Origin of the sequence: Thermogemmatispora onikobensis (genome assembly GCF_001748285.1) — a bacterium.
GTDB lineage: Bacteria > Chloroflexota > Ktedonobacteria > Ktedonobacterales > Ktedonobacteraceae > Thermogemmatispora > Thermogemmatispora onikobensis.
In genome coordinates this window covers 29,098-52,775 of the sequence record NZ_BDGT01000014.1, presented here as the reverse complement: position 1 = coordinate 52,775, position 23,678 = coordinate 29,098, and the positions used below count along the sequence as shown (strand labels likewise).

Below are 23,678 nucleotides of genomic sequence, written 5' to 3'. Positions count from 1 at the left end.
AACCATGCTCAAGCAGGCACAGTTCTCACCACTACGGCTGCTGGTGATCGCGCTCTCTCTGGCCATTGTTTTGCCTCTGCTGCTCTGGTCTATCCACAACTACCGACCAGTTCCCAATTTTTACGGCCCACGTGCGATCTATAGCCTGGTCGCCCTGACCTCCCTGCTGGCCCTGCTGGGACGCTACTCGTTGCTCCGTCTGCTGCGCTCCGAACTGGCCGATCCCAAAAATACCCAGCAGCAGGTCTTGGATACCTGGCGCCCGCTCTTTCTCTTCGACATCACTGCCCCCTTCTATCTGGCCGCCAGCGTGCTGATTAGTGTGCCCGCCGCCGTCTTGACAGCCCTCATCACCCAGCTGGTCCTCCAGGGCTATACGCTGGCACGCGGCTTCATCTCATGGAGCGAGGCTTGCTATCGCCTGGCCAGTACAGGCTTGATCGTCTTCCTGGCCGGCTCGGTCTATGTCTGGATGGCCGGCAGCACGCATCTGCCTCTCCAGCACAGTGGACGCCTGGCCGAAACCAATGAGCTGCTCGGCAGCGTGCTGGCCGCTGTGGTGATGATGATCCTCATCGCTCTGATCGCCCTGCCGGTAATGTTCCGTTGGTCCGGACGACCCGCCGGGGCCGCCTGGCGCGCTTACCTGGCTTCTCCTTTTCTGCGCTTTCAGGCTCTGGTGCTGAGCGTCGGCCCGCTCTTGCCTGTGGTCGACATCTTCGACGATGCGGCCGCCGAGCTGGCCTGGCTCTTCTTCTTGGTGCCGCTCTTCGCTATTTACTACCTGGCCCTGGTGAGTACGCGCTTGAGCATCCAGACCAATGAGCTGCAGCGCGCGCTCGAAGACCTGCGCAGCGCCCGTCGGCGCCAGGATGAGCTACGCGACTACGCTTCTCTGATTACGCGCGTACAGGAGGAGGAGCGCCGCCGCCTGGCCCGCGAGCTGCATGACGATACGGCTCAGGCCCTGATCGCCCTCTCTCTCGGCCTGGATGGGTTGGGGCGCGCTATGCGCCAGCTCCAGCTGCCAGAGAAAGATCTGGAGTGGCATGCCAGCCTGCAGAATCTGGCCGATCGTACACTGGAGGGCGTGCGCCGCGCCTGCCGCGATCTGCGCCCCTCAGTGCTGGATGACCTGGGTCTGCATGCAGCTCTGGAGTGGCTCAGCGACAGCTCTGCCGAACGCGGCGTTCCCTGTGCCTTCAGTTGCTCGGGCGAGCCTCGCCCGACTTCTTCAGAGGCAGAGATCGCTGTCTTTCGCATCGTTCAGGAGGCGCTCTCAAACGTCTGGCGCCACTCACAGGCCAGCCAGGCCTGGCTGCATGTGGCCTACCTCCCCAATTGCTTGACAGTGGCTGTGAGCGATAATGGCCGTGGCTTCTCCCCTGAGCAGGTCGACACGGGACGCGAACACGGCTCCCAGGGAGGCCTGGGACTGCTCGGGATGCGCGAACGCGCAGCTTTGATCGGCGCAACGCTGGCAATCGAGTCAGCCCCCGGTCAGGGCTGCACCATCCGCCTCTCGCTGCCCTTGCCTCCTGAACAGCAGAGCCCTCACTCACCGCACTAGCGTCCCTCTCATCGCTCCCCCCACTAGGCCAGACCCGGACAGGTCAGACCATTTGCCCCTCTCTCCCAGCAGAAAGCGCTTCCCACATTGCTGCTCGAAGACGATTAGGTACATCTGCTGATGCGTTTTGCCAGGCAATGACGCATAGTAATAACTGGGTGGGGTCCGGGAAGCTGCCAGTGTTCATGGAAGCTTACTGCGGTTCGATGGGTCGACGGTAAGCTCTAGCCAGGGACCGGGACCTGGCTACGGGGGCCAAGATTATCGACGGCTCATCGCCGGTGCTCGGAACGGTCTTTGTGCCCGTTGCGGGTTTTGAAACGAGTAGCATCTTTGTCTCTCCGTGCGGTGTTCACTCTTCGTTGTGTAAGCTTCTATCGGACACGCTGGCACTCTCGGACCCCCACCTCTTTTCTGCCTCTCTCCTCTCTCCACTAGCTCTCTCTTCCTATCTCCTCCAGCAGCGCTGGCCCACCCCCGGTCTCCTGCGGCTGTGAGACGGTACGATACAGGTTAGGAGTTCCCGCACGCTTGCCGTGGCTCTTGCTCATCCATTATAATTAATGAAGCTGGATACTGTTGTAGCCGTCACCCATCGCTACGCTGGCGGACAGGAAACCCGAGTGGCGTAGGGGAGTTCCTTAGATGCGGTGGCCCCAGTCCTGATACAGTGGACTCTACGCACTTGCTACCGATTGCGCTTCTCTCTCAGCTTCACTCCCCTAGCGACCATACCAGTCCTGATTTTCCCCAAGATCGCGAACCTATGAGAGGATAGAGGACAGAAGAGCATGGCTACTTACAGCGACGCCTTCGGTGCCCGCTCAAGGCTGAGCGGGGACTATGGCACTGTTACGTACTACCGTCTTGAGGCGCTGGCCAGACACGGCGTGCACCTGGAGCGCCTCCCCTTCACGGTGAAAATCTTGCTGGAGAATCTGCTGCGCCACTCCGATGGCGAGCTGATCACTGAGGAGACCGTGCTGGCTTTGGCGCGCTGGCAGCCGGGCAAGGCCGCCAGTAGCGATGAGGAGTTCCCTTTTATGCCAGCGCGCGTGCTGCTTCAGGATTTCACCGGCGTTCCTGCTGTTGCCGATCTGGCCGCAATGCGTTCCGCTGTCGCCCGTATGGGCGGCGACCCTCAAAAGATTAATCCGCTGGTTCCCGCCGATCTGGTCATTGACCACTCGGTACAGGTCGATGTCTTCGGCTCAACGCTGGCCTTCCAGCGCAATGTCGAGCGCGAGTACGAACGCAACAGCGAACGCTACGCCCTGCTGCGCTGGGCCCAGCAGGCGTTCCGCAATTTCCGAGTAGTGCCCCCAGGCACGGGCATTGTGCATCAGGTGAACCTGGAGTACCTGGCTTCGGTTGTGATGACGAAGGAGGTCCAGGGGGAACGCCTGGCCTTCCCCGATACGCTGGTGGGCACCGATTCACATACGACAATGGTCAATGGGTTGGGCGTGCTTGGCTGGGGCGTTGGCGGCATCGAGGCCGAGGCTGTGCTGCTGGGTCAACCGCTCTATCTGCTGACGCCCGAGGTGATCGGGGTGCGTATCTTCGGGGCATTGCCAGAAGGGTCTACCGCTACCGATCTGGTACTGACGGTGACTCAGCTGCTCCGCAAGCGCGGCGTGGTGGGCAAGTTTGTGGAGTTTACTGGCCCCGGCCTGCGCTATCTCTCTCTGGCCGATCGGGCCACAATCGCCAATATGTCGCCAGAGTTCGGAGCCACGGCAACACTCTTCCCCGTCGATGAGGAGACGCTGCGCTATCTCCGCAGCACTGGGCGTGATCCCGAGCTGGTCCAGCTCGTTGCAGACTATACTCGCGCTCAGGGCCTCTTCCGCAGCGACGATGCCCCCGAGCCGCTCTTCGACGATCTCCTGGAGCTGGACCTGGCCACGATCGAGCCCAGCCTGGCCGGCCCGCGCCGTCCACAGGACCGCGTGCCGCTGGCGCGCGTGGGACAGGTCTTCCGCGAGACCTACGCCGACCGCATCGGCAGCAATGGCCATCGGCGCAGTGCGACTGTGCATCTCGGCGATACCCAGACGACGCTTAGCGATGGGGCGGTCGCTATCGCCGCGATTACGAGCTGTACGAATACTTCCAATCCTTCGGTGATGATCGCCGCCGGCCTGCTGGCGAAGCACGCTGTAGAGCGGGGCCTGACCGTGAAGCCAACGGTGAAAACCAGCCTCGCCCCTGGCTCGCGGGCCGTGATCGACTACCTGGAGAGCGCCGACCTCCTCCCCTATCTGGAGGCGCTGCGCTTCCATCTGGTGGGCTTCGGTTGCACAACCTGTATCGGAAATAGCGGGCCGTTGCCGGAGCCGGTGGCGGAGGCCGTCCAGGCTAATGACCTGGTTGTGGCCGCGGTCCTCTCGGGTAACCGCAACTTTGAGGGCCGTATCCACCCCCAGGTGCGCGCAAGCTTCCTGGCTTCGCCACCGCTGGTGGTGGCCTACGCGCTGGCCGGTACAGTCGATATCGATCTGACGAAAGACCCCATCGGCTACGATGCGAACGGCGCCCCGGTCTATCTGCGCGAGATCTGGCCCAGCCAGGAGGAGATCAATGCGGTGGTGAGCCGCGCGGTCTCTCCGGAGCTGTTTAAGAAGAACTATAGCCACGTTTTCGAGGGCGACGAACACTGGCGCTCGCTCAGCAATGCAACAGGGCCTCTGTTCAACTGGGACCCCAATTCGACCTATATTCAGGAGCCGCCTTTCTTCAAGGACATGGCCCTTGAGCCTCCTCCTCTGCAGCCCATTGAGGGGGCCAGGGTACTGGTGATGCTGGACGACTCCATTACGACCGACCATATCTCACCCGCCGGCAGCTTCTCACCCGATAGTCCCGCCGGCAAGTACCTGCTGGCCCGCGGTGTGGAGCGGCGCGATTTCAATACCTACGGGGCGCGCCGCGGCAATCACGAGGTCATGGTACGCGGCACCTTCGCCAATATCCGCCTGCGCAATCGCCTGGTGGGCGGCAAAGAGGGTTACTTTACCCTCCACTTGCCCGATGGCCAGGAGATGACCATCTACGACGCGGCCATGCGTTACCAGGAGGAGGGCGTCCCGCTGCTGGTGATCGCCGGCAAGGAATATGGCTCAGGCTCGTCACGCGACTGGGCCGCGAAAGGGCCACTCCTGCTGGGAATTCGTGCGGTCATCGCTGAGAGCTTTGAGCGCATCCATCGCAGCAACCTGGTCGGTATGGGCATCTTGCCACTGCAGTTCCGCCCGGGCGAGAGCAAGGAGTCTCTGGGCCTGACGGGACGCGAGCGCTACGATATTCTGGACATCGAGCACGATCTGCAACCACACCAGGAGGTCACGGTGCGCGTGACCCGTGAGGATGGCTCTACCTTTACATTCCAGACGATCGCGCGCCTGGATAGCAAGGTCGATGTTACATACTATAAGAATGGGGGCATTCTGCCGACCGTTCTGCGCCGCCTGATCCAGGATTAGGCCAGCCCGCGGTCCTGCCAGCCCCCAACCAGGGTGACCAGCCTCTGCAGGCTCAAAGGCATCTTCTGCTGGGGGATACCCGCAGACCTGGAGAGCAGCCAGGGACGCCTCGCTTTGGGTGCGCGGCCCGGCGAGGCCGCTGGCTGCTCATGCCCTTGCTGAGAAGACGGCCTCTGGCTTTGGGGACTTTTCCTTTTCAGCCGCCAGTACTTCTGTGGTTTACAAGGTGGGACGCTGTCGGTTAGGCTTATGAGGTCGTTGCGATGCGGTGGGCAGATCCCGGTTGCAAGGCTGGAAGGGAGAAAGACTATCACTTCCCTAGCGGGTCACCAGCGGTTGTCTCTGGCCAGCGTGCAGAGGAGGAAGAAACAATGAACGCGAGCGATGTCTTAAAATACGGCCATTTGACCGTCATGAAGACTCTGGAAGGCTTTCCCGAGTCGGCACGTGAGCAGAGTGGAGCCTGCGGAGTCTGGTCCGTCAAAGATCTCATCGCTCACCTTGCCTCGTATGAATTGGTGCTGGTCGATGTCCTGATCTCTTTCCTCGAAGACGATCCTACTCCCTATCTGGGGCGCTTTACCGAGCTGGGACCGCAGTTTAACGAGACCGAGGTGGCAATGCGCCGGACATCCAGTTTTGCCGAGGTGCTCCAGGAGTATGTCTCAGCGCATGAGCGCACTATGGAGCTGATCACGCGCATCCCGGCGGAAACCTGCCGCCAGGCGGGCACCTTGCCCTGGTATGGTGACCCCTACTCGCTCGATGACCTGATCGTGTATATGTACTACGGCCACAAGCGCGAACATAGCGCGCAGATCGCCGCCTTCCGCGATCGGCTCCGCTAGCCAGGAAGAAGCTAACTGCTTCGCAGGACACGCTCCGACTGGCCTCCTACCAGCTTCTGCCAGTTCGCGACTGCCCCCGAAGATCAGGCTGCGCCCTCTTGGGCCAGGCTTCCTCTCCTCACCCTCCCTGGCATGTGCTATGCTTAAAGAAGCAGCCGTACCCTGGCTCGCTAGCAGTACCCTCACCAAGCGGTGTCAGGCAGATAGTGACGAGGAGCAAGCAGCGCATGGGACAGATAGCTGTTGAGCTACAGGAGCAGTACCGCGCTCTCCAGGCTTTGCTAGAGCAACTTGATCCACACGAGCCGCCGACAGTGATCGTTGTACCCCCTTCGGCAGAGCCACAAGGCCATATCATTGTCTTCCCTGCCTCCTTCAATCCTCCGACAACAGCTCACCTGGCTTTGCTGCACAAGGCCCAGGAGCACGGTGGTGCCGACGTTTTGGTCTACGCGGCTCTCAGCAAGCAGATCGTCGATAAGGAGCATGTCGAGCGCCCTACCCTGCTGGATCGCCTGGTATTACTGCAACAGCTTCTGCAGCACGAGCTGCCGGGCGTGGGTCTGCTGCTGTTTAATCGCGGCCTCTACGTCGAGCAGGCAGAGGCAGTACACCGTAGCTTTCCGGGGGTCAGTCGTCTCACCTTCCTGGTCGGCTTTGACAAGATTGTACAGATTTTTGATGCGCGCTACTATCGCGATCGCGATGCGGCCCTGCATGAGCTGTTCCGTCTGGCGCATCTGCTGGTGGCTCCGCGAGGGAGCAATGGCGAAGAGGAGCTACGTGCGCTCCTGGCGCGGCCCGAGAATCGCCAATTCGCCGACGCGGTCCAGGCCCTGCCCTTCGACCCGGCCTATCGAGACATCTCCTCGACCCGTGTGCGTCAGAATCCGGCAGCCCACGCCCACGAGGTCCCCTCAGAGGTCCTGCGCTTCGTTCGGGAGACTCACGCCTACGAGGCGCCAGCAGCCCCAGGTGCGCCTGACCCCTACGAGGAACACTTGCGAGCTGTTGCAGCCGTGCTCAGGAAGGAGGTACCAGGCGAAAAATGATGCGATGATTGCCGATCTGGATAACATCCCCATCTTTGAGGATACAGCGCGAGATGCGCTGACCATTGACAAAAGTGCCTGTGGCTGAACGTCGATCTTCCAGCTCGTACTGGCCATCTGGCAACTGGCGGACCGTGGCATGCAGACGACTGACTGTCAGATCTTCCAAGAAGAGATCGCAATCGCGACTACGGCCAATTGTCATCTCGGGCAACAGCTCAAAGGTCCGTGGGACTCCCCTGACGCTGCCCAGTTCCAGACGCGCAATCACACTGGTTGCAGGATCGGGCTGCCTGGTCAAATGCAGCTCTTTCCCTCGCGAAGAGGCCAGCTGGAAGGGGCGGGTACCTTCATGGGCATAAAAGGTCAGACGAGTATTGCCAAAACGCAGCTCGTCTCCATCATGCAGGAGTACCTGCTTGACGGGACGTCCATTTACAAAGCTATCGCCACTTCCATGATCATCGCGCAGCAGGTAACCTTGAGGTGTGTACAGAATGCTCGCCTGCCGGCGATGGACGCTGACATCCTCCAGGAAAATATCGCAGTCACGGCTGCGACCTATAGTGGTACACTCATTCCACAGCTCAACACGCTTGTTCGGCAACGGCTCGCGATGAATCACCAAATAGGCGACCCCTGGCTGCTCTGAAGACTCTCGCAACATCTGGCGGCACTCCTCGCTGAGGCGTCTGTGTTCCCGAGTACGCATCAACCAAAACACATTCCGCATGGACCAGCATCCAGTTCTCCGTTCTCGCTCCGCTCTTGCTTGCAGGGTAAGCAGGCAGACAAGTGGGCAAGGCGCCGCCCCTGACTCCGCCCAAGCCTGACTGACTCGCTCACCCACAAACCAGTACAACCTCACCCAGGCTCCCCCACATGGGCAGCTCGCGGGCAGGACAGCCGGGCGCGCTTCGGGCCGTGGCAGAGGCTGAGACCAGGTAAGAGGCGAGGTGGATCAGGCACAGGCACTGGACGAATAGAGTGCGCTTTCCTCTTCCCTCCCACACTGATTGTAGCATACCACAATCCCACAGACACCGTAGGATATTCCGATCTGCCGCCTGGAGACAACGCGCCCATCGCCAGCCTTTGTAGGCCCTCCAGCAGAAAGAGAGAGACACGACGGCTGGCAGCCCTGCTGCTCCGCCGCTCGTAGCTGTCAGCCGCTTCCTTCCTAGTTCCAGCCCACATAGCGCAGGGCCTGAGTGATGCGTTGGCCCGCGTGCACGGCCGCCTCAATAAAGTCGGAGAGACGTGGATGAAAGCGCTCGCTTGGTCCCCCAATCGAGACGGCAGCTACGGCTGCCCCAAGATGGTCAAAAATGGGCGCAGCCACCGCATCGACGCCTTCCTCCAGCTCGCCACTTGAGACCGCATAGCCCTGCATCCGCACCCGACGCAGCTCCTCGATAAAGCGTCGAGGATCGGTGATCGTCCGCTCCGTGTAGCGCTCCAGCTTGATCTGCCCAATCAGCTCGCTGAGGCGATGCTCCCACTGATAGGCCAACAACACCTTGCCGGTCGACACCGCATGTGCTGGTAGATGCTGGCCTGGCACATTCACGACGCGCACAAAGAAATAAGAATCCTCTGTATCGATAATGACCACCTCCACCCCTTCAAGCACGGCCAGATGGACCGATTCGCGCGTCTGGTCACGCAACTCCATCAGGATGGGCCGGGCCACTTTACGTACTGCATGAGAACTCAGGACGCTCGCGCTCAGGGCGGTAACATGCAAGCTCAAACCGTACTTATGCGTATCTTCATCCTGAATCAGTAAACCCTCATTCACCAGGGCTGTCACCAAACGATGGGTCGTCGACTTGGGCAGGCCCGTCGCCTGGGCCAGGTCAGTGATCCCTAGCAAACGGCGACTATGAAAGGCGCGCAGCACACTGGCGATCCGATGGACAATCTGGACAGTCTTTTCGCCATCCAGGGGCGCTCCATGCCGCATACGTCTCCCCCTTATACCGGCCTGCCTGGTTCGCCTGCCGGAATAGAGTGTCCCACAATTGATGAGTGGCAGTATAGTCAGACGGCTGAGGGAGTGTCAAGACTGGCATTCTCCTCGTGAGGCGTTGTATCATACACCATGATCACTCAGGCCCTGCGTGTGGGGCCTCGTCAGCTCTGGTTCGACCTGGCCTGGTCGCCTCTGGCCGGCCAGGCGGCCACAGCCACAAAGGTAGGTAGGCATCTGCAGGAAGGAGTTTCAGCATCTATGACAACGCAACCGGGTCAGCAAGTCATCGTAGACTATGATGTCCCCGCCCGCATGCGCGATGGGACGACGCTGCGCGCGAATATCTACCGACCGGCTGGCGAAGGACAGTGGCCGGTGCTGCTGACACGCCTGCCTTACGGCAAGGATCTGCCGCTGGCAAGCGCAATCCTGGACCCCACCCAGGCCGCCAGGCGCGGCTACGTGGTCATCGTGCAGGATACACGCGGACGCTTCACTTCCGAAGGCGACTGGGTGCCGATGGCCAACGAGGCCCGCGACGGCTTCGATACAATCGAATGGGCAGCGCGCCTGCCCTATAGCAATGGCCAGGTAGGGACATACGGCGCTTCCTATTTCGGTTTCACTCAGTGGTCGGCAGCGGTCGAGCAGCCCCCAGCCCTGAAGACGATGATCCCGCTCTTCACCTGGAGCGATCCCTTTAATGGGGTGGTCTTCCGGGGCGGCGCCTTGGAGCTGGGCACAATGGCCCATTGGCAGCTGCAGATGGGGATGGACGTGCTGATGCGCCGGTACCGCAACGATCCCCAGGCCCTGGGACGGGCCATCGCCCTCTGGACGAAGGAGATGGACGCCCTGGGCAAGGAAGGCTATTGGTCGTTGCCCCTCAAGGATTTTCGCCCGCTGAAAACCCAGGAGATTGCACCTGCCTTCTTCCTGGCCCTGGAGTTTCCAATGCAGCGCGCCGCCGCCGAATATATGAATATCAGCGGGAAGCACGACCGGGTGACCGCACCAGCTTTCAGTGGCGGCGGCTGGTACGATATCTTCTTGCAGGATACACTGGAGCACTTCACCGCGATGCGTCAGCGCGGTGCTACCCCCCAGGCCCGCCAGAGTAAGCTGCTGATCGGTCCCTGGGCTCATACCTCGCAAGGAACCCTGATCGGCGAGCAGACTTTCGGCTTCGCTTCGACTACCGCTTTTATTAATCTGCAGCAGGATTTCATGACCTATCAGCTGCGCTGGTTCGACTATTGGCTCAAGGGTATCGAGAATGGTATCGCCCAGGAGGCCCCGCTCAAGATCTTCGTGATGGGGGCCAATGTCTGGCGCGATGAGCAGGAGTGGCCCCTGGCCCGCGCCGTCGAGACACGCTACTACCTGCACAGCCAGGGCCACGCTAATACCCTTGACGGTGATGGCACCCTCTCTACTGAGCCGCCAGAGGACGAGAGCGCCGATCAGTATACCTACGACCCAGCTCACCCGGTCATCACGCGCGGCGGCGCTTTGCTGATGGCTCCCGAGTACCCCGCTGGCCCCTTCGACCAGCGACCCACAGAGAGCCGCCACGATGTCCTGGTCTATACCAGCGCCCCCCTGCAGGAGGACCTGGAGGTCACCGGCCCCATCCGCGTCCACTTGTGGGCTGCCTCCAGCGCTCCCGATACCGACTTTGTCGCACGCCTGGTCGATGTCCATCCCGATGGCTACGCTCAGAATCTGACCGACGGCATCATTCGGGCCCGCTACCGCCATGCGCCACGAGGCGGCGACCCCTCGCTGATCGAGCCTGGCAAAGCGTATGAATATGTCATCGATCTGTGGTCGACCAGCAATCTCTTTAAAGCAGGCCACCGCATCCGCCTGGATATCACCAGCAGCAATTTCCCCCGCTGGGACCGCAACCCGAATACTGGCCAGCCACTGGGGGCTAGCGCCGAGATGATCCCCGCTCAGCAGACGATTCTCCATAATCGCGAGCACCCTTCCTATGTTGTTCTGCCGATCGTGCCTCACTAGTGGAGCCAGGCAGCGGTTCAGCCTCCCTGGCCGCCAGCCAGTACGCGGCACCCGCGCTGATCAGATCGCGCGCTTGCTGGGCCTGGCACAGCTGACCACACCGCGTCAGTAGCGTTTTGCGGTGGTAGTCAAAGAGCGAAAGTCAGGCCGCTGTGGTCCCCAGCACAGCCCGGTCAGTACCAGAGACGCTCACCAGGCGGCATGACGTAGGAGAAAACGCCGAGATGACTCGCTAGCAGCAGTAAAAAAAGCAGGAGGCCGCCGAGGAGAACCACTACGGCCAGAAGCGTCAGCGTTAGCACAAGCAAGCGGCTTGTGAGTAAGAGCGGCTGCGACTCTCGTGAACGTTCAGCAGCGCTGATCTGGCCCTGCACGCCACGCTCGCCCTCGCTCTGCGGCTCTGGGGCAGGGGCTGGTTCGTTCTCTGGTGCAACTGCCTCCTGCCCCACCTGCTTCATAGTGGCAGGAGTTGGGGTCTGCCTCTGCCGCTGGTGCCGTTCTCGCTCCTCTTGCGCCCGTCTAAGCTGGGCCGCCGCCTTGAGCGGCGCCTCTTCCGGCTGGGGCGTGCGCCTCGGCGTCACCAGCCGCTCCTCCACTGGCTCAGGCAAGGCCAGACAAGCGGGGTGATTGGCCGCCACCGCCAGCGCTCGCACCTCGCTGCGCTGCTGATGAAGCTGGGCACTCGTCTGCAACCTGGCCTGGATCACGGCATCGTAGGCCTGGGCAAACGCCAGAATCGTTGGGAAGCGCTGCTCAGGCTTCTTGGCTAATGCTCGCAGAAAGACCTCATCCAACTCTCGCGGTAACGAGGAATTATAGACGCTGGGAGGCGTCGGAGGAGTATGATGGTGATGATGCAGCAGCTGGCTGGCGGTCCCCTCAAAGACCGCCCGGCCAGTGACAAGCTGATAGATCATGACCGCGAGCGCGTACTGGTCGGCGGGAGGACCAACGGCCACCGCATCAGCCTGAGCAGGATCATCAAACTGCTCGGGCGCCATATAGAGCGGCGTCCCAACAGAGCGATGAAACGAACGGCCCTGGCGGTAAAAGGTCGCCAGACCAAAGTCGGCCAGTAGCAGATGAGGCCGGCCATGCGGAAAGATGCGATTCAGCAAAGCCGCCCGCTCGGAGTCTACTGTAGGACTGAGCGGGCCGCGATCGACGCGGATCAAAAAATTCGTTGGCTTGATATCACGGTGGACGATGCCATGATCATGGGCACACTGGAGAGCTGAGGCCGCCTGAAGCAGATAGTAACCGGCTTCCTCCGCCGAGATAGGCCAGCTAAAGCCGTACTGCTGCGTCCGTCGCTGCAACCACTTCCAGAGCGAGCCTTCAGAAAGATAGGGCATAACCAGATAGGTAATAACCGTTGAGTCCGGCTCAAGTGTCTCTTCACCAAAATGATACAGGGGCAAAATATGCTCATGTTCAAGCTCAGCGACAGCCCGCGCTTCGCGGATAAAGCGGCGAGCAGCCTGAATACCTTCGGGAGAGAGAGGAGCAGAGCGGAGATCGCTACAGATGACCTTAATAGCAACCTTGCGCCCAATCCGTTCATGCTGGGCAAGATAGATATCCCCCATCCCACCACTTTCGAGGAGCCGTAAGAGACGATATCCACCGAGCGTCTTCCCCACCAACATATTCATTCCGTTTGACCCTCACTACCTGGATAACAGAGAGAAAGCTCGCCAGGAAGGAGTCGCGAGAGAGGTTTAGTAGTTCTCCCTGACGGGCAAATAGAGTTTTCTGGTTCCTATTGTATAGTATACAGAGGGGCTATGAAACAAGATAGCAGGAGAAAGAGGGGAAGGCACTTTCATCCTCCCAGCCAGCAGGCTTGGCCGGGCCTGGGCTGGCTAGGCCACGGCCTGCTCTAGCTGGGCAAGCGCTGCCGCAGCAGCCTCACGCACCGATGGGCGCGACTGGAGTAAGTAGCGCAAGGCCGGCAGCGATTCGCGATCGCGATACTGAGCCGCCAGACGGCAGGCCAAAGCCGTTACCGCCGGGGCCGGGTCACTGAGCGCTTCACGCATAGCCATACGGCTGTTCCATTGCTCGCCGCTGGCATCCAGTTTCATCAGAGCCTCAAAAGCCGCCTCTCGCACAACCGGATCAAAGTCACGGCAAGCCTGCACTACAAGATCGAGGCTCTCAGAAACCCCAAGCAGAGCCAGGGCCCGCAGCACGTTCACAGCGAGGACACTGCCCGGCACATGCTCATCTTCAGGCAGCAAGGGGTCGGCGCGCTGAGCAAGGGCAGTGCGTTCTGGCAGGGCCACAACCTCTGTGAGAAGGCGCCGAAAGACCTCCAGCGCTCGCCTTTCTCCAAGAGCCGCCAGAGCTTCGCAGGCTAGACCAAGGCGCTGAGCCTCTTGAGTGCTTTCCAGCCGATCAACGCTCTCCAGGTGGTTCAGCAGAGGCGCACATAATCGCAGTTCGCGTAGATCCAGTAGCGTCCTCACGACTGGCGACCAGGCCCGCTCGTCTCGCTCACTGAGGGCCACCAACAAAATATCGCGCGCCGGTCCATTCATCCAACGCTCGATTTCGGGCATGAGAGGCAGACAGCCTGTGACGGACTGGATGACACGTGGCTCGCGGATGAGGCCACGTGCGATGCCACTCCAATAGCGCCCCAGGAGCAGGGCAAACTGATGCAATGCTACCACCTGCGGCCAGCTTCCATAACGGCGTGCACTGCTAAAGAGGGCCTCCACTAAAGGCAGTAGCTCGCGTTCAAAGACGAGCGGCGGCTGCTCAGGCTGAACACTGGCGCTCTGAATGCTTTCTAGACAGACATAGTAACAGACCAGAGCTGCGTGCTGGATCAGCCTGGATGGTACCGTCACCTCTGGGGGCGGATTAAGATAGACCTCTAAAGGAATGGTTCGATAGAGCGAGGGGGCGACATAGGCTTCAAGACCCGGAACGCCCTCCAGGCCAAGGGCGAGCAAGAGGTCGAAGAAACCCGGCTGCTTCAGCTTCAGACAGGTATCGATGAGGTCGATACGCGCCCAGCCTTGAGCTTCTTTTACAGCTCGCATGAGGGTCTGACGAGCCAACAGCGTATTCTGTCGCAGCAGGGCCTGCGCGGCATACAGGGAAAGCTGGGGATCAAGCGCCAGGCGCCCAAGCAGGTTTGTCAGCTCCGCTTCTTTGTAGCAGCCGAGCATCAGTACTGCAAGACGGCGAGCCTTTCCCAGCGGGGTCTCCGCCGGGTTACTGTCTTGCCGTGGCCTTTGCTCCTGCTTCTGGTCTTGGAGGTCACCGCGCGCGATCAGGGCCTGCCAGACCGGTATCAGGCTACCAGCACGGTCGATTTCATAGAGATGAGCAGCGACCAAAGAGGCCCACTGCGAGAGCGGACTGAAGTCGAGCAGAGGCACCAGGCGGCTGGCCGCCTCCTCTCGACTGAGCGCTCCCCAGCGCCAATCGGTGAGCAACGTCGTGACATCGGTACGGAGTCGGCTCAGACGTTCCCTGACCGCCAGCGACTCCGCATCCAGGGGAGGCTGCGGCTGACGCGCTAGCAGATGCTCCAGAGTGGCCGCATACTCTGCCGGCCTTCTTCGCTCCTCTCCAGTCGCCACCGCTGCCGTCTCGCCAGGTTGCTCCACCGCCTCGCCAGACAGGGGCTCCGGCGCGGCGCTCTCTTCCTTTGACAGAGCTGCGCCCTCTTCCTCCTCCGGTGAGGCCGCCTCTTGCTTCATCTCGACACTGGGCGTCTCCTCGTCCGAGGCCGGCGCCGCTTTGGCCTCCTGCCCCGAGGCCGACACTGCAGGCTCTGGCTGATCACGATAGACGTCTGCCATGTTCTTCCTTTCACTATCCTCTTGCGTTCTTTTTTTCGCAGTATCGCCGTTTGAGTATCCTCTTGCGTTCAGTACCCGAATGCGGATCGACTGGAGTGCATGGCCTCCTGCCGGCGGCCCCAGCGGTCAGCCAGGCTTTTCGCTATTGTACGCGCTTTCGCTTTCTACCGTCAAGATTGGTTGGGACAAGCAGCCTTCTCTATTCTCAGCCCATCCCGGCCTCCCAGTCTCTTCAGGGAGCTCGCCGTCTCAGGCAGTGCCAGCGCCAGGGCAGCCAGTCTAGTATATAATTATAAGGGTAACCCTTGCATGCAACGCCTACCGCCAAGAGGATCACAGGCCAGCAACGCACTATTTTCTTAAGGAGTCGGAGCAATGGCAGTCATACGTACCTCGCTGGTAGATCTCAAAGTCAATGGCAACGGTGCCTATGCCTTCCTGGCTCAGCCGGACGATGACCAGAAGCACCCTGGAGTGGTGATGATTCAGGAATGGTGGGGAATTGAACCCCATATTCAGGATCTGGCGCAGAAGTTGGCCACTGAGGGTTTCATCGTGGCTGTGCCCGATCTCTACCACGGGAAAATTGCAACGGAGCCAAATGATGCGCTCAAGATGATGATGACGATGATCCATGAGAAGATGGATCGCGCCATCAAGGAGATCACCGGGGCGTTGGAGACCCTGAAGGCTATGCCCTCGGTGGAGCCGAAGAAGCTCGGCCTGATCGGCTTCTGCGTCGGTGGTTTGCTGACCTATAAGGTAGCTGAGCGCTACGCCGACCTGGCGGCGGCTGTACCCTTCTACGCCGGCGGCTATGATCCCCAGCCTGAGAATGTGGCCCACGTGACCGCTCCCATTCTGGCGATCTATGGGCGCTACGACGAGAGCATCCCAATGGAGCAGGTCGAGAAGGTCGAGCGGGTCTACAAGGAGGCCAGCAAGGATATCACCGTCAAAGTCTACGATGCGGGCCATGCCTTCCTGAACCCGATGCATGGCATGGGCAACGAGAAGGCCGCCGCCGAGGCCTGGCCTCTGGCTGTGCGCTTCCTCAAAGAGAAGCTCAGCTAGTAAGGCAGCAGGCCGATTGCTATTCCCCGGACCGGCCAGCGGCCAGCAGGCCAGCCGGACGGGGAACAGAATGAGAATCAGTGTGCCACCGATGTTAACTGCTCTCTTTTTGGGTATCTCCTACGGCTTCACCGCCGGTATCAGCCCGGGCCCAATGCTTGGCCTGGTGATCACGCAGACGCTGCAGCGTGGCTGGCGCGCCGGCAATCTTGTGGCGCTGGCCCCACTCATCACGGACCTGCCGATCGTCGTGCTCGCTGTTCTGCTGATCAGCCAGCTGCCACCCAGCGCCCTTGGCTGGCTGGCGGTGGCCGGCGGACTGTTTGTGCTCTATCTGGGCGGCGAGACGGCCTTGACTGCCTACCGCTACGCTCAGAGCGCTTCTTCCTCACAGGCCCTCTCGCCCTCAGTCTCCGCCACTGCTGCCAGCGGTACCGTCCTCTGGCGCGCCGTCCTGACCAATGCCCTCAACCCCCATCCCTATCTCTTTTGGGGCACAGTGGGGGCCCAGCTGCTGATCCGTAACTATGAGGAACAGGGGGCCGGCGGTCCCATCTTGCTGCTGCTCGGCTTCTATGCTTTCCTGGTTGGCACCAAGCTCGCTGTTGCGTTCGCTGTCAACCGGAGCCGGCACTGGCTCCAGGGGCCACTCTATCACCGGATGCTCTTCCTGAGCGCTTTGCTGCTGGTAGCCCTTGGTCTCTGGCTCCTGGTCGAAGGACTGAGTAGCTTGCTGTAAAATCAGGCACGGCTGGCTGGCTCAGGAAAACACAACGGCTGAAGGTGCTTGCTGTCCTTTCTTTCTTGACATGCTGATAGCAGATCGCTATAGTAGAAAAGATGATTTAGCAAATAGCTATGTGAGGCACTATGGATCTCGCTGAGAAACTCAGGCATTTACGGAAGGTGGAAGGAGAGCTACGCGGTCTCAATCGACCCATGACGCAGACGGAAGTTGTCGCCGCTATGGAGAAGGAACTCGGTGAGACCATCAGCCAGGCCTATCTGTCGCAACTGGAAAGCGGGAAGCGCGTCCATCTGACAGCCTTCACCCGCGATCTGCTGGCACGCTTCTTCAAGGTGCACCCTGGCTATTTGGTGAGCGACCCGCCCGACTTCAGCACTGATCTGTTGACCGACGTGGCTGAAGAGAGCGATCGCCTCTCCACCTGGCTGGAGGCCAGCGCAGAAGAATGGCAGACAGAGCCAGAGGTGGCCGGCTTTTTCACAGCTCTGGCGCGAACCACGGACCCACGTCGTTATCTGGCACTCCTCAGCGAGCTGCTGGCCCTGCCCCTGGCCGAGCTAGAGCAGCTTGTGCGTGCCTTGGCGGCGTCTGGCTCGGGCGCCACAGAGCAGGAGCTGACCCCTTAGTTGAGCCTGGACCAGCCCGAGGACTACCCCCCCTTGCGAGGTTGGGCCAGCCCCTCCTCCCTCGGGGCAGAACACAACAGGAAAAGGGTCATGGCGTTGTATACCTGCCAAGGTAAAGCGTCTATACACAGTGGATCTGAAGGAAGAGGGTGCGACGATGCTCTCGTGCGAGCTGGGGGCAGAGGCGCACCAGCAGCAGCAAAGGAGCCGGGTTATGGTCATTGCCACTGATCCGCTTTCGCTCGTCTTTATTGGTTGCTTCCTGTTCGGGACCTTTTTCTTGGTCATCTCGGCGCTACTCGGGGGCCTGGGGCATGGCCTGGCTCACCATGCCGGTGGCAGTGCCTTCCATGCCTCCACCAGCCCGCACGGTCTTGCCCAACACCTGCACTTGCCCCACGTTCATCCAGGCTCGGCAGCCCTCCATGCCCATACGGGGACCGACCTGGCCCATGCCAGCCACAGCGGTCAGGCCGCTCAGGGACATGGACATGGGACCTTTTCCCACGGCCAGGATCAGCCCGCTCAAGGACTATCCTCTTCGTGGGTCTCTCAGTTACTCATCTTTGTCAATCCCTGGAGCGTGATCTTCTTCCTCCTCGGATTCGGCTTCTTTGGCTATGTTTTCCATAACGCTACCCATCTGGATGTCCTCTTCTCGCTACTGCTCGCCCTCATCACGGGTTTGTTGCTGGCCGGGCTGGTGCTGGCGCTACTGTTCCGCATCTTCGGCGATAGCGAGGCCGAGACCATCCAGGATGTCTCGGACCGTACGGGCTTGATCGGCAAGGTTAGCCTGCCGATCCGGCAGAATAGCATCGGCGAGGTCATCTACGTCTCGCCCGGCGGCTTGCATAAGAGCGTGCCCGCCCGTAGCGTCGATGGTCAGCCTATCGACCGCGGACAGGAGGTGATTATCCTCCACTACGAACACGGTATCGCTGAGGTGGAGACCTGGGAACGGTTCTTTGAAGGCGAACCGGGACAGCAGCCTCTGCGTACGCCAACTGAAGCAGAGCTGGAGCAGTTGCGCACGCTCCTTCAGGACCAGGACGGCAATGATCGCTCCGAGTTGCTGACTGGCAAAGATCTCCTCTGAGACACAGGAAAAGCTATCCTCGCAAGTAAGGAGTGTCTGTCATGTTCGAAGGCGTTCTCGGGCTGGTTGTCGGCGGCGTCTTGCTGCTTGTGGTGCTGGTCATCATCGCTATCGCCCTCTGGGCCAGCATGCTGCGCAAGGTGGGACCTAACCGGGCCTTGATTATCTACGGCGCTGGCGGCACCGATGTGGTCACCGGTGGCGCCAAGTTCGTCTTCCCTCTGATCAGCCGCGCTCAGGAGTTTCCTCTTGAATTGATGTCGTTCGATGTTGCGCCAGCCCAGGATCTCTACACCTCCCAGGGCGTGGCCGTCAATGTCGAGGCGGTCACTCAGATCAAGGTGCGCTCCGATAAGGAGAGCATCAAGACGGCGGCGGAGCAGTTCCTGAGCAAGAGCCAACAGGAGCGCGAGAATCTGATCCGCCTGGTAATGGAAGGGCACCTGCGCGGGATCGTGGGCCAGTTGACGGTCGAGGACCTGGTCAAGGACCCGGAGAGCGTGAGCGCCAAAATGCTCAAGACGGTCAGCGCCGACATGGAGAAGATGGGCCTGGAGGTCATCTCTTTTACCATCAAGGACGTGCGCGACAAGAATGACTATATCGCTAATATGGGGCGCCCGCAGATCGCGGAGATCCGCAAGCAGGCCGATATCGCCGCCGCCCTGGCAGCTCGCGATACCCAAATCCAGCAGGCTCAGGCGGCTCGGGAAGCGGCCATTGCTCGCTCGCTCGCCGATCAGGAGCGCGCCAAGGCCGAGGCCGAGTCACAGGCCAAGCAGGCAGAGTACCAGCGCGACCTGCTCTTGAAGAAGGCGGCCTTTGATGCTGAGGTCAAGAAGCAGCAGGCGGCTGCCGATAAGGCTTACGATATCCAGGCCAATATCATGCAGCAGCAGGTCGTCGAGGAGGCCATCAAGGTCACTGAGGTCGAGAAGCATGCCCAGATCCGCGTCCAGGAGGCTGAAATCCAGCGCCGCGAGTTGGAGCTGCAGGCGACCGTTCAGAAGGCCGCTGAGGCCGAGCGCCGCCGTATCGAGACTGTCGCTGAAGCCGAGCGGCAGCGCCTGATCCTCGAAGCCCAAGGTCAGGCAGATGCGGCTCGCATGCGCGGGACAGGTGAGGCGGAGGCCGCACGGGCCCGCGGTATGGCTGAGGCCGAGGTCATCCGCGCAAAGGGCCTGGCCGAGGCCGAGGTCATCCGCGCAAAGGGCGAAGCAGAAGCCGAGGCTATGAAGGTAAAGGCCGCCGCTTACCACGAGTACAATCAGGCCGCTGTGTTGGATAAGCTGCTGACTAATATGCCTGAGATCGTACGTGCGATCGCTGAGCCGCTCAGCAAGGTCGATAAGGTGACCATTGTTTCTACCGGCAATAGCGCTAATGGTGTGGGCGCCAGCCGCCTCACAGGTGATATCATGAATATGGCAGCTCAGATTCCGGCTCTCTTTGAGCTGCTGAGTGGTGTACATATTAATGAGCTGATGGCACGTGTTCCTACCCTTAAAGGCCAGACTGATCAGCAGGTTGCCAGCAGCGACGAGCGAGCCAGTGAGGCGGAGGCCGGAGTCGATCGCTCCGGAGTCAGTAACCATCAGGCTTGAGGTGAATGCCTTCGGCGCATCAGCATCCGTTGTCAAGTGCTGCAACGCACCGTTTCTATAAGCGAGGCCGGGCGAGTCCCTGTCGGGTTCTCCTTGCTCGTTAGCACAGTGCTCGCCCCCCTCTGAAGGGAAGGCGTCGGGAAGCTCCTGCTGCTTCCTGTTACGCTTTCCCTTACCTGCTATGGGAACCGAACCGCTGATCGTAGGATTCGCTACGCCTCTTTGGAAAGGGATGAGCAATGAACCTGTTGGAACGTGTCCTTACGCTGCTGCGCATCAACATCGATGCCTTCATTGAAAAGGCCCCTGACCCTCAGTCGTCTCTTCGTCAGCTGCAGCTTGATATGCGCAACCAGCTGGTCCAGGTGAAAACTCAGGTGGCAACGGCCATCGCTACTGCCCACCAGCTCCAGCGCCGGGCACGCGAGAAACATGAGGAGGCCACGGCCTGGCTCCAGAAGGCCGAGCAGGCTCTTCGACAGGGGAATGAAGAGGCCGCCCGCGCTGCTCTCTTGCAGTACAATGAGGTCAATCGCCTCGCTCTCCGCTATGAGCAACAGCGTCAAGCCCAGGAGCACCTTGCCCGTACTATGCGCGATGCCCTCCAGCAGCTTGAAGCTCGTCTGCGCGAATTGGAGACCACCAGCGATTTGCTAGAGATGAAGCAGCGTCAGGAGCGTATTCAACAACACGTTCTCAACGAGAGACAGCGACGTCAGTGGGACCTCGATCAACAGCAGACACAGCTCCAACAGCGCCTTCTCAACGAGCAAGAACGGCTTCAACAGGAGATCAACCGACGCCGGCAACAGCGCCAGCAGCAGACATCTGGTGCGCAGCCCCGGCATCAGCCGGGAAAAGCTGCGCGAGAACAGGCTTCTTCATCTGCCCATGCTCCCGTACCGGAAGCAGCCCTGGAGCCGCAGCCGACCCCGATCACTGAGGCGCTTGCTTCTTCTCTCTCCTCACGGGAGCCGGCTCAGGCACTGCATGAGAGCAGTGGTCTGCTAGCCATCGCCAAGGAGTTTCACAAGTTACACGCTCGCAGCAATCCAGCCAGTGAGGCTTCCTCAGCCGAGGAAACCAGCAGCCGTGACCCTGCGGGCGGCGACGAGGAGGAGGCAGGAAAGAGAGCAGCCCCCTCTGTCTCTGGAAGGACCCGCTTGGGTGCGCGCAAAGCTACCGACAAAGCTCCAACGCGCACAACTGATGCCCTGGATCGGACAACGCTCACCGATCTCTCTCTCCTGCTGGAGACGCTGCAGTCAGGCCATCGCCACCAGGACGATCTGCCCGAATGAGAACGCTCAGCCGCTGGCGGGTCCCGTCGCTCGCTGGTCACGCGAGACGACACAGAGTCCCATAGGGCACCCAAACTGTCACGCGCGCAGTGGACGGTGTGTTGTGTTGCATTCTCCGCTTCGTCCGGCTCCAGAGCAGCCCGACGATTAGCTAGTGACTAAAGAGCAGAGTAAAGGCTATGAGGATGACCATCCCGATGATCATGCCAATGATGAAGGAGTATTGGTCTCTCCGGCGCTGCTCTTCAGTCTTTGGCGATTTGCCCCGGCTTTCTTCACTCATCGCTGTATCTCTCTCCAGTCGGACTTTCACCCGTCAACGTGCTCATGGCAGGGACGGCGGCTTTCTTATCTTGGATTATAGCGCAGCGGCAATCGCTCCCTCAACATTAGCCATGACTTCCATGCTTTCTTTGAGGTCGGCCTCGCGCGTGGTGACCAGGACATGAAAGGCGGCGCTTCCGCCTTCGATAAGACGCAGGAGTAAGCGATGGTCGGAGCTTGTCACCACCAGGTCCTCATAGGCTCCCCAGCCACCTAGCTCTAGCGAGCGCAGCATACCCTGAATGACCGCTTTGAGATGGCCACCCACCGGAGAGAGGTCAAGATCGTCAACCGAGACCTGAGCAATCGGTTGACCCTCCATGCTCAGGACCGCCGTGGCCACAAAACCAGGAATGGCATAGCCCAACGTCTGTAAGGCTGCTACAATGGCGCTAATGTTGCGCCGGGTGGCACGTGGCAAGGGCCCACTCTGGCCGCTGGCCGGGCCAGTCGGGCTAGCTGGGCTGGCAGGTAAAGGTCCACTGCGCGGCCCGAATCCTCCACCCAGCAGACCACCCGTCGGTGAGGCACCAGATGCGGCAGGTCCCACCGTCGGGCGTTGGCCAGTCAGGGCACCAGTGTCGGGCGAAGTGGGACCATCCTGATGTGCGCCAGGAGACGCGGAGGACACGGAGGGCGAGAGCGACAAGGGTCCACTCGCTCGCCCAAGTGACAGGAGGCTCTGCAATGGTCCGCTACTGGGGGCGGTACTCGCTGGATTGGAGAAGGCCAGGGGAGGCTGACCCTCGCTGCCCCCAATGCGTCGCAGTCGAATGCCTGTATCAGTCGACAGAGGACGATGCAGGGGCTGCTCAGGATCGGCAGAGCTTTGAGAGGCAGGTGCGGGAGAGCGCCCTTCTCCGAAGGCCATTCCCTGTCTTTGGGTCGGTAAGACCGGTAGCTGCCCGGTAGTCAAAGGGGACCGGGCAGAAGGCATGACCGGCGGGAGTTCGGCGTGCGTCGGCTGCTCCGTTAACCAGGAGGGCAGTTCTACGGAATCAGAGGCGGGCAGGCGCTGTAAGCGGTTGGGGGTTGGCATCTTGCCGGTGCTCCCGACGCTGGCGCCAGGGGCCGAGGCAGGGGTAGCGGCCAGATGGCCGGTCACTGGTAGCGCTCCACTTTCGCTGTTCTGAGCCGGATCAGCCTCTCGCCGCGGCTCGTTGCCAGCCAGCCTGGGCATATAGCCCGTCGCCATCCACCACTCGCGGCTTCCGTCCTCACTCCCTCCTTCCTGGGCGGCTACGCCGCGGCTCGGCATGGCCTCCCCTCGCGTTGTTGAGACCTGCACTTCCTCCCCCAATAGACCAAAGGGCGTATCGTCAATCTCCTCTAACGAGAGCTGCCTCTGCTCCGGCTTGGCGTTACTGGCCTGCGGCCCAAATGCCGGCAGGGTACCGCTTCCCACCTCAGCGCCGTGCTTTGCTCGATACTGCAGCGCCTGCAAAATCAGGCGCGAGAGCGGTTGAGCCACATTCGGAGCAATCTCTCCGTCCCAAGACTGATAGGAGACCGTCCCATTGCGGTGGGCAGCCAGGGCGAAAAAAGCCTCTTCGCCACGCAGCACTCCATACTCAGCCCAGACCAGCTCTCCATTCTGGAAGCGTAACACGCCACGCTCGCCCTGGTCCGTGCTGACAACGAGGGCGATTTTCTTACGGCTCAGCGTGACAATCTGAATGACGTCAAGGAGATCAAACGAGTCCAGGCTGGCGGAAAAGCCCGGTTGGGTGAGCAGGCGCCGCACCTCGGCTCGTAGCCGCTCCAGATTGAGGGGCTTATCAACAAGGGCGGCCACGCCGCGCTCAAGGGCCTGCGTTCGTTCCTCGCCTGCCTCGGGCGGAGTCAATAAGAGCACCGCAGTGCGTGGATAGTAGAGGCGCAACCAGCGCACCAGCTCAAAATCATCGGCGCTGGCCAGCCTCAGCTCAGCAATCACAAGATGATGCATCTCGCGCCAGAGCACGCGAAGAGCCTCGGCAGTTCCGCTTACCCCCTGAACCAGATACCCATCGGCGCGCAGGGCCGTGAGCATGGCCCGGCCCTCTTCTGCATCATCAGTGACTACCAGAATGCGCGACTGCTCCGACATTTTCAGCATCCTCGTGAGGGTTGACTATCTCTGCATC

Annotated in this window: 17 protein-coding genes; 11 read left to right on the top strand and 6 right to left on the bottom strand. The window is 60.8% G+C overall.

The features are described 5' to 3' along the window. Positions 1-4 precede the first annotated feature (4 nt). From BGC09_RS08375 to BGC09_RS08360, 4 genes are all read left to right on the top strand, one after another. Positions 5-1,570, top strand: a complete 1,566-nt coding sequence (locus BGC09_RS08375; RefSeq protein ID WP_069803435.1) for a sensor histidine kinase — start codon at positions 5-7, stop codon at positions 1,568-1,570. Positions 1,571-2,361: 791 nt separating this feature from the next. Further along, positions 2,362-5,055 carry an aconitate hydratase AcnA gene (acnA, locus tag BGC09_RS08370; RefSeq protein WP_069803434.1) on the top strand — a complete coding sequence of 898 codons (2,694 nt, stop codon included), beginning with the start codon at positions 2,362-2,364 and terminating at the stop codon, positions 5,053-5,055. 371 nt (positions 5,056-5,426) lie between these two features. Further along, a complete protein-coding gene (locus tag BGC09_RS08365) occupies positions 5,427-5,903 on the top strand; it encodes a DinB family protein (RefSeq protein WP_069803433.1) in 477 nt (158 codons plus the stop codon). Between the two features lie 227 nt (positions 5,904-6,130). Beyond that, positions 6,131-6,955: a hypothetical protein gene (locus tag BGC09_RS08360; RefSeq protein ID WP_069803432.1), complete on the top strand. Its 825-nt coding sequence runs from the start codon at positions 6,131-6,133 to the stop codon at positions 6,953-6,955. Here BGC09_RS08360 and BGC09_RS08355 read toward each other — a convergent pair. Both BGC09_RS08355 and BGC09_RS08350 read right to left on the bottom strand, forming a co-directional pair. Continuing rightward, positions 6,927-7,622, bottom strand: coding sequence for an FHA domain-containing protein (locus tag BGC09_RS08355; protein ID WP_069803431.1), 696 nt, complete (start codon positions 7,620-7,622; stop codon positions 6,927-6,929). The two genes, BGC09_RS08360 and BGC09_RS08355, sit on opposite strands and share 29 nt — an antisense overlap. A 513-nt stretch (positions 7,623-8,135) precedes the next feature. Further along, entirely contained in the window at positions 8,136-8,921 is a 786-nt protein-coding gene (locus BGC09_RS08350) for an IclR family transcriptional regulator (RefSeq protein ID WP_069803430.1), read from the bottom strand. A 267-nt stretch (positions 8,922-9,188) separates the two neighbouring features. Here BGC09_RS08350 and BGC09_RS08345 point away from each other — a divergent pair, with 267 nt between their 5' ends. Beyond that, entirely contained in the window at positions 9,189-10,955 is a 1,767-nt protein-coding gene (locus BGC09_RS08345; RefSeq protein ID WP_069803477.1) for a CocE/NonD family hydrolase, read from the top strand. 173 nt (positions 10,956-11,128) lie between these two features. On the opposite strand, the gene BGC09_RS08340 is transcribed toward BGC09_RS08345, so the two are convergent. Together BGC09_RS08340 and BGC09_RS08335 are read right to left on the bottom strand one after the other, a co-directional pair. Continuing rightward, positions 11,129-12,610 carry a serine/threonine protein kinase gene (locus BGC09_RS08340; RefSeq protein WP_069803429.1) on the bottom strand — a complete coding sequence of 494 codons (1,482 nt, stop codon included), beginning with the start codon at positions 12,608-12,610 and terminating at the stop codon, positions 11,129-11,131. A gap of 210 nt (positions 12,611-12,820) precedes the next feature. Then, the gene (locus BGC09_RS08335) at positions 12,821-14,776 is read right to left on the bottom strand and encodes a HEAT repeat domain-containing protein (protein WP_069803428.1); all 1,956 of its coding nucleotides are present in this window, start codon (positions 14,774-14,776) and stop codon (positions 12,821-12,823) included. Between the two features lie 375 nt (positions 14,777-15,151). Between BGC09_RS08335 and BGC09_RS08330 the strand changes: the two genes are divergently transcribed. The 6 genes from BGC09_RS08330 to BGC09_RS08305 all read left to right on the top strand — a co-directional run bounded on the left by BGC09_RS08330 (position 15,152) and on the right by BGC09_RS08305 (position 21,228). Beyond that, positions 15,152-15,850: a dienelactone hydrolase family protein gene (locus BGC09_RS08330; protein ID WP_069803427.1), complete on the top strand. Its 699-nt coding sequence runs from the start codon at positions 15,152-15,154 to the stop codon at positions 15,848-15,850. A 91-nt stretch (positions 15,851-15,941) separates the two neighbouring features. Continuing rightward, on the top strand, positions 15,942-16,589 hold the full coding sequence (locus BGC09_RS08325) for a LysE family translocator (RefSeq protein ID WP_069803426.1): 648 nt from the start codon (positions 15,942-15,944) through the stop codon (positions 16,587-16,589). Positions 16,590-16,816: 227 nt separating this feature from the next. Then, positions 16,817-17,224: a helix-turn-helix domain-containing protein gene (locus BGC09_RS08320; protein WP_141727694.1), complete on the top strand. Its 408-nt coding sequence runs from the start codon at positions 16,817-16,819 to the stop codon at positions 17,222-17,224. Between the two features lie 214 nt (positions 17,225-17,438). Further along, a complete protein-coding gene (locus BGC09_RS08315) occupies positions 17,439-18,323 on the top strand; it encodes a hypothetical protein (RefSeq protein ID WP_069803424.1) in 885 nt (294 codons plus the stop codon). Between the two features lie 41 nt (positions 18,324-18,364). Next, the gene (locus BGC09_RS08310) at positions 18,365-19,927 is read left to right on the top strand and encodes a flotillin family protein (RefSeq protein ID WP_069803423.1); all 1,563 of its coding nucleotides are present in this window, start codon (positions 18,365-18,367) and stop codon (positions 19,925-19,927) included. A gap of 239 nt (positions 19,928-20,166) precedes the next feature. Further along, complete coding sequence (locus BGC09_RS08305; RefSeq protein ID WP_069803422.1) at positions 20,167-21,228, top strand: PspA/IM30 family protein; 1,062 nt, start codon at positions 20,167-20,169, stop codon at positions 21,226-21,228. Between the two features lie 151 nt (positions 21,229-21,379). Here BGC09_RS08305 and BGC09_RS23395 read toward each other — a convergent pair whose 3' ends face one another. Then, positions 21,380-21,511: a hypothetical protein gene (locus tag BGC09_RS23395; protein WP_275935502.1), complete on the bottom strand. Its 132-nt coding sequence runs from the start codon at positions 21,509-21,511 to the stop codon at positions 21,380-21,382. 75 nt (positions 21,512-21,586) lie between these two features. Next, complete coding sequence (locus tag BGC09_RS08300) at positions 21,587-23,641, bottom strand: response regulator (protein WP_069803421.1); 2,055 nt, start codon at positions 23,639-23,641, stop codon at positions 21,587-21,589. Positions 23,642-23,678: the final 37 nt, after the last annotated feature.

Bases quoted from the DNA above. Each gene is read 5' to 3' on its own strand.
- BGC09_RS08375 (WP_069803435.1), top strand. From the start codon at position 5: ATGCTCAAGCAGGCACAGTTCTCACCACTACGGCTGCTGGTGATCGCG.
- acnA (WP_069803434.1), top strand. From the start codon at position 2,362: ATGGCTACTTACAGCGACGCCTTCGGTGCCCGCTCAAGGCTGAGCGGG.
- BGC09_RS08365 (WP_069803433.1), top strand. From the start codon at position 5,427: ATGAACGCGAGCGATGTCTTAAAATACGGCCATTTGACCGTCATGAAG.
- BGC09_RS08360 (WP_069803432.1), top strand. From the start codon at position 6,131: ATGGGACAGATAGCTGTTGAGCTACAGGAGCAGTACCGCGCTCTCCAG.
- BGC09_RS08355 (WP_069803431.1), bottom strand. From the start codon at position 7,622: ATGTTGCGAGAGTCTTCAGAGCAGCCAGGGGTCGCCTATTTGGTGATT.
- BGC09_RS08350 (WP_069803430.1), bottom strand. From the start codon at position 8,921: ATGCGGCATGGAGCGCCCCTGGATGGCGAAAAGACTGTCCAGATTGTC.
- BGC09_RS08345 (WP_069803477.1), top strand. From the start codon at position 9,189: ATGACAACGCAACCGGGTCAGCAAGTCATCGTAGACTATGATGTCCCC.
- BGC09_RS08340 (WP_069803429.1), bottom strand. From the start codon at position 12,610: ATGAATATGTTGGTGGGGAAGACGCTCGGTGGATATCGTCTCTTACGG.
- BGC09_RS08335 (WP_069803428.1), bottom strand. From the start codon at position 14,776: ATGGCAGACGTCTATCGTGATCAGCCAGAGCCTGCAGTGTCGGCCTCG.
- BGC09_RS08330 (WP_069803427.1), top strand. From the start codon at position 15,152: ATGGCAGTCATACGTACCTCGCTGGTAGATCTCAAAGTCAATGGCAAC.
- BGC09_RS08325 (WP_069803426.1), top strand. From the start codon at position 15,942: ATGTTAACTGCTCTCTTTTTGGGTATCTCCTACGGCTTCACCGCCGGT.
- BGC09_RS08320 (WP_141727694.1), top strand. From the start codon at position 16,817: ATGGAGAAGGAACTCGGTGAGACCATCAGCCAGGCCTATCTGTCGCAA.
- BGC09_RS08315 (WP_069803424.1), top strand. From the start codon at position 17,439: ATGGTCATTGCCACTGATCCGCTTTCGCTCGTCTTTATTGGTTGCTTC.
- BGC09_RS08310 (WP_069803423.1), top strand. From the start codon at position 18,365: ATGTTCGAAGGCGTTCTCGGGCTGGTTGTCGGCGGCGTCTTGCTGCTT.
- BGC09_RS08305 (WP_069803422.1), top strand. From the start codon at position 20,167: ATGAACCTGTTGGAACGTGTCCTTACGCTGCTGCGCATCAACATCGAT.
- BGC09_RS23395 (WP_275935502.1), bottom strand. From the start codon at position 21,511: ATGAGTGAAGAAAGCCGGGGCAAATCGCCAAAGACTGAAGAGCAGCGC.
- BGC09_RS08300 (WP_069803421.1), bottom strand. From the start codon at position 23,641: ATGTCGGAGCAGTCGCGCATTCTGGTAGTCACTGATGATGCAGAAGAG.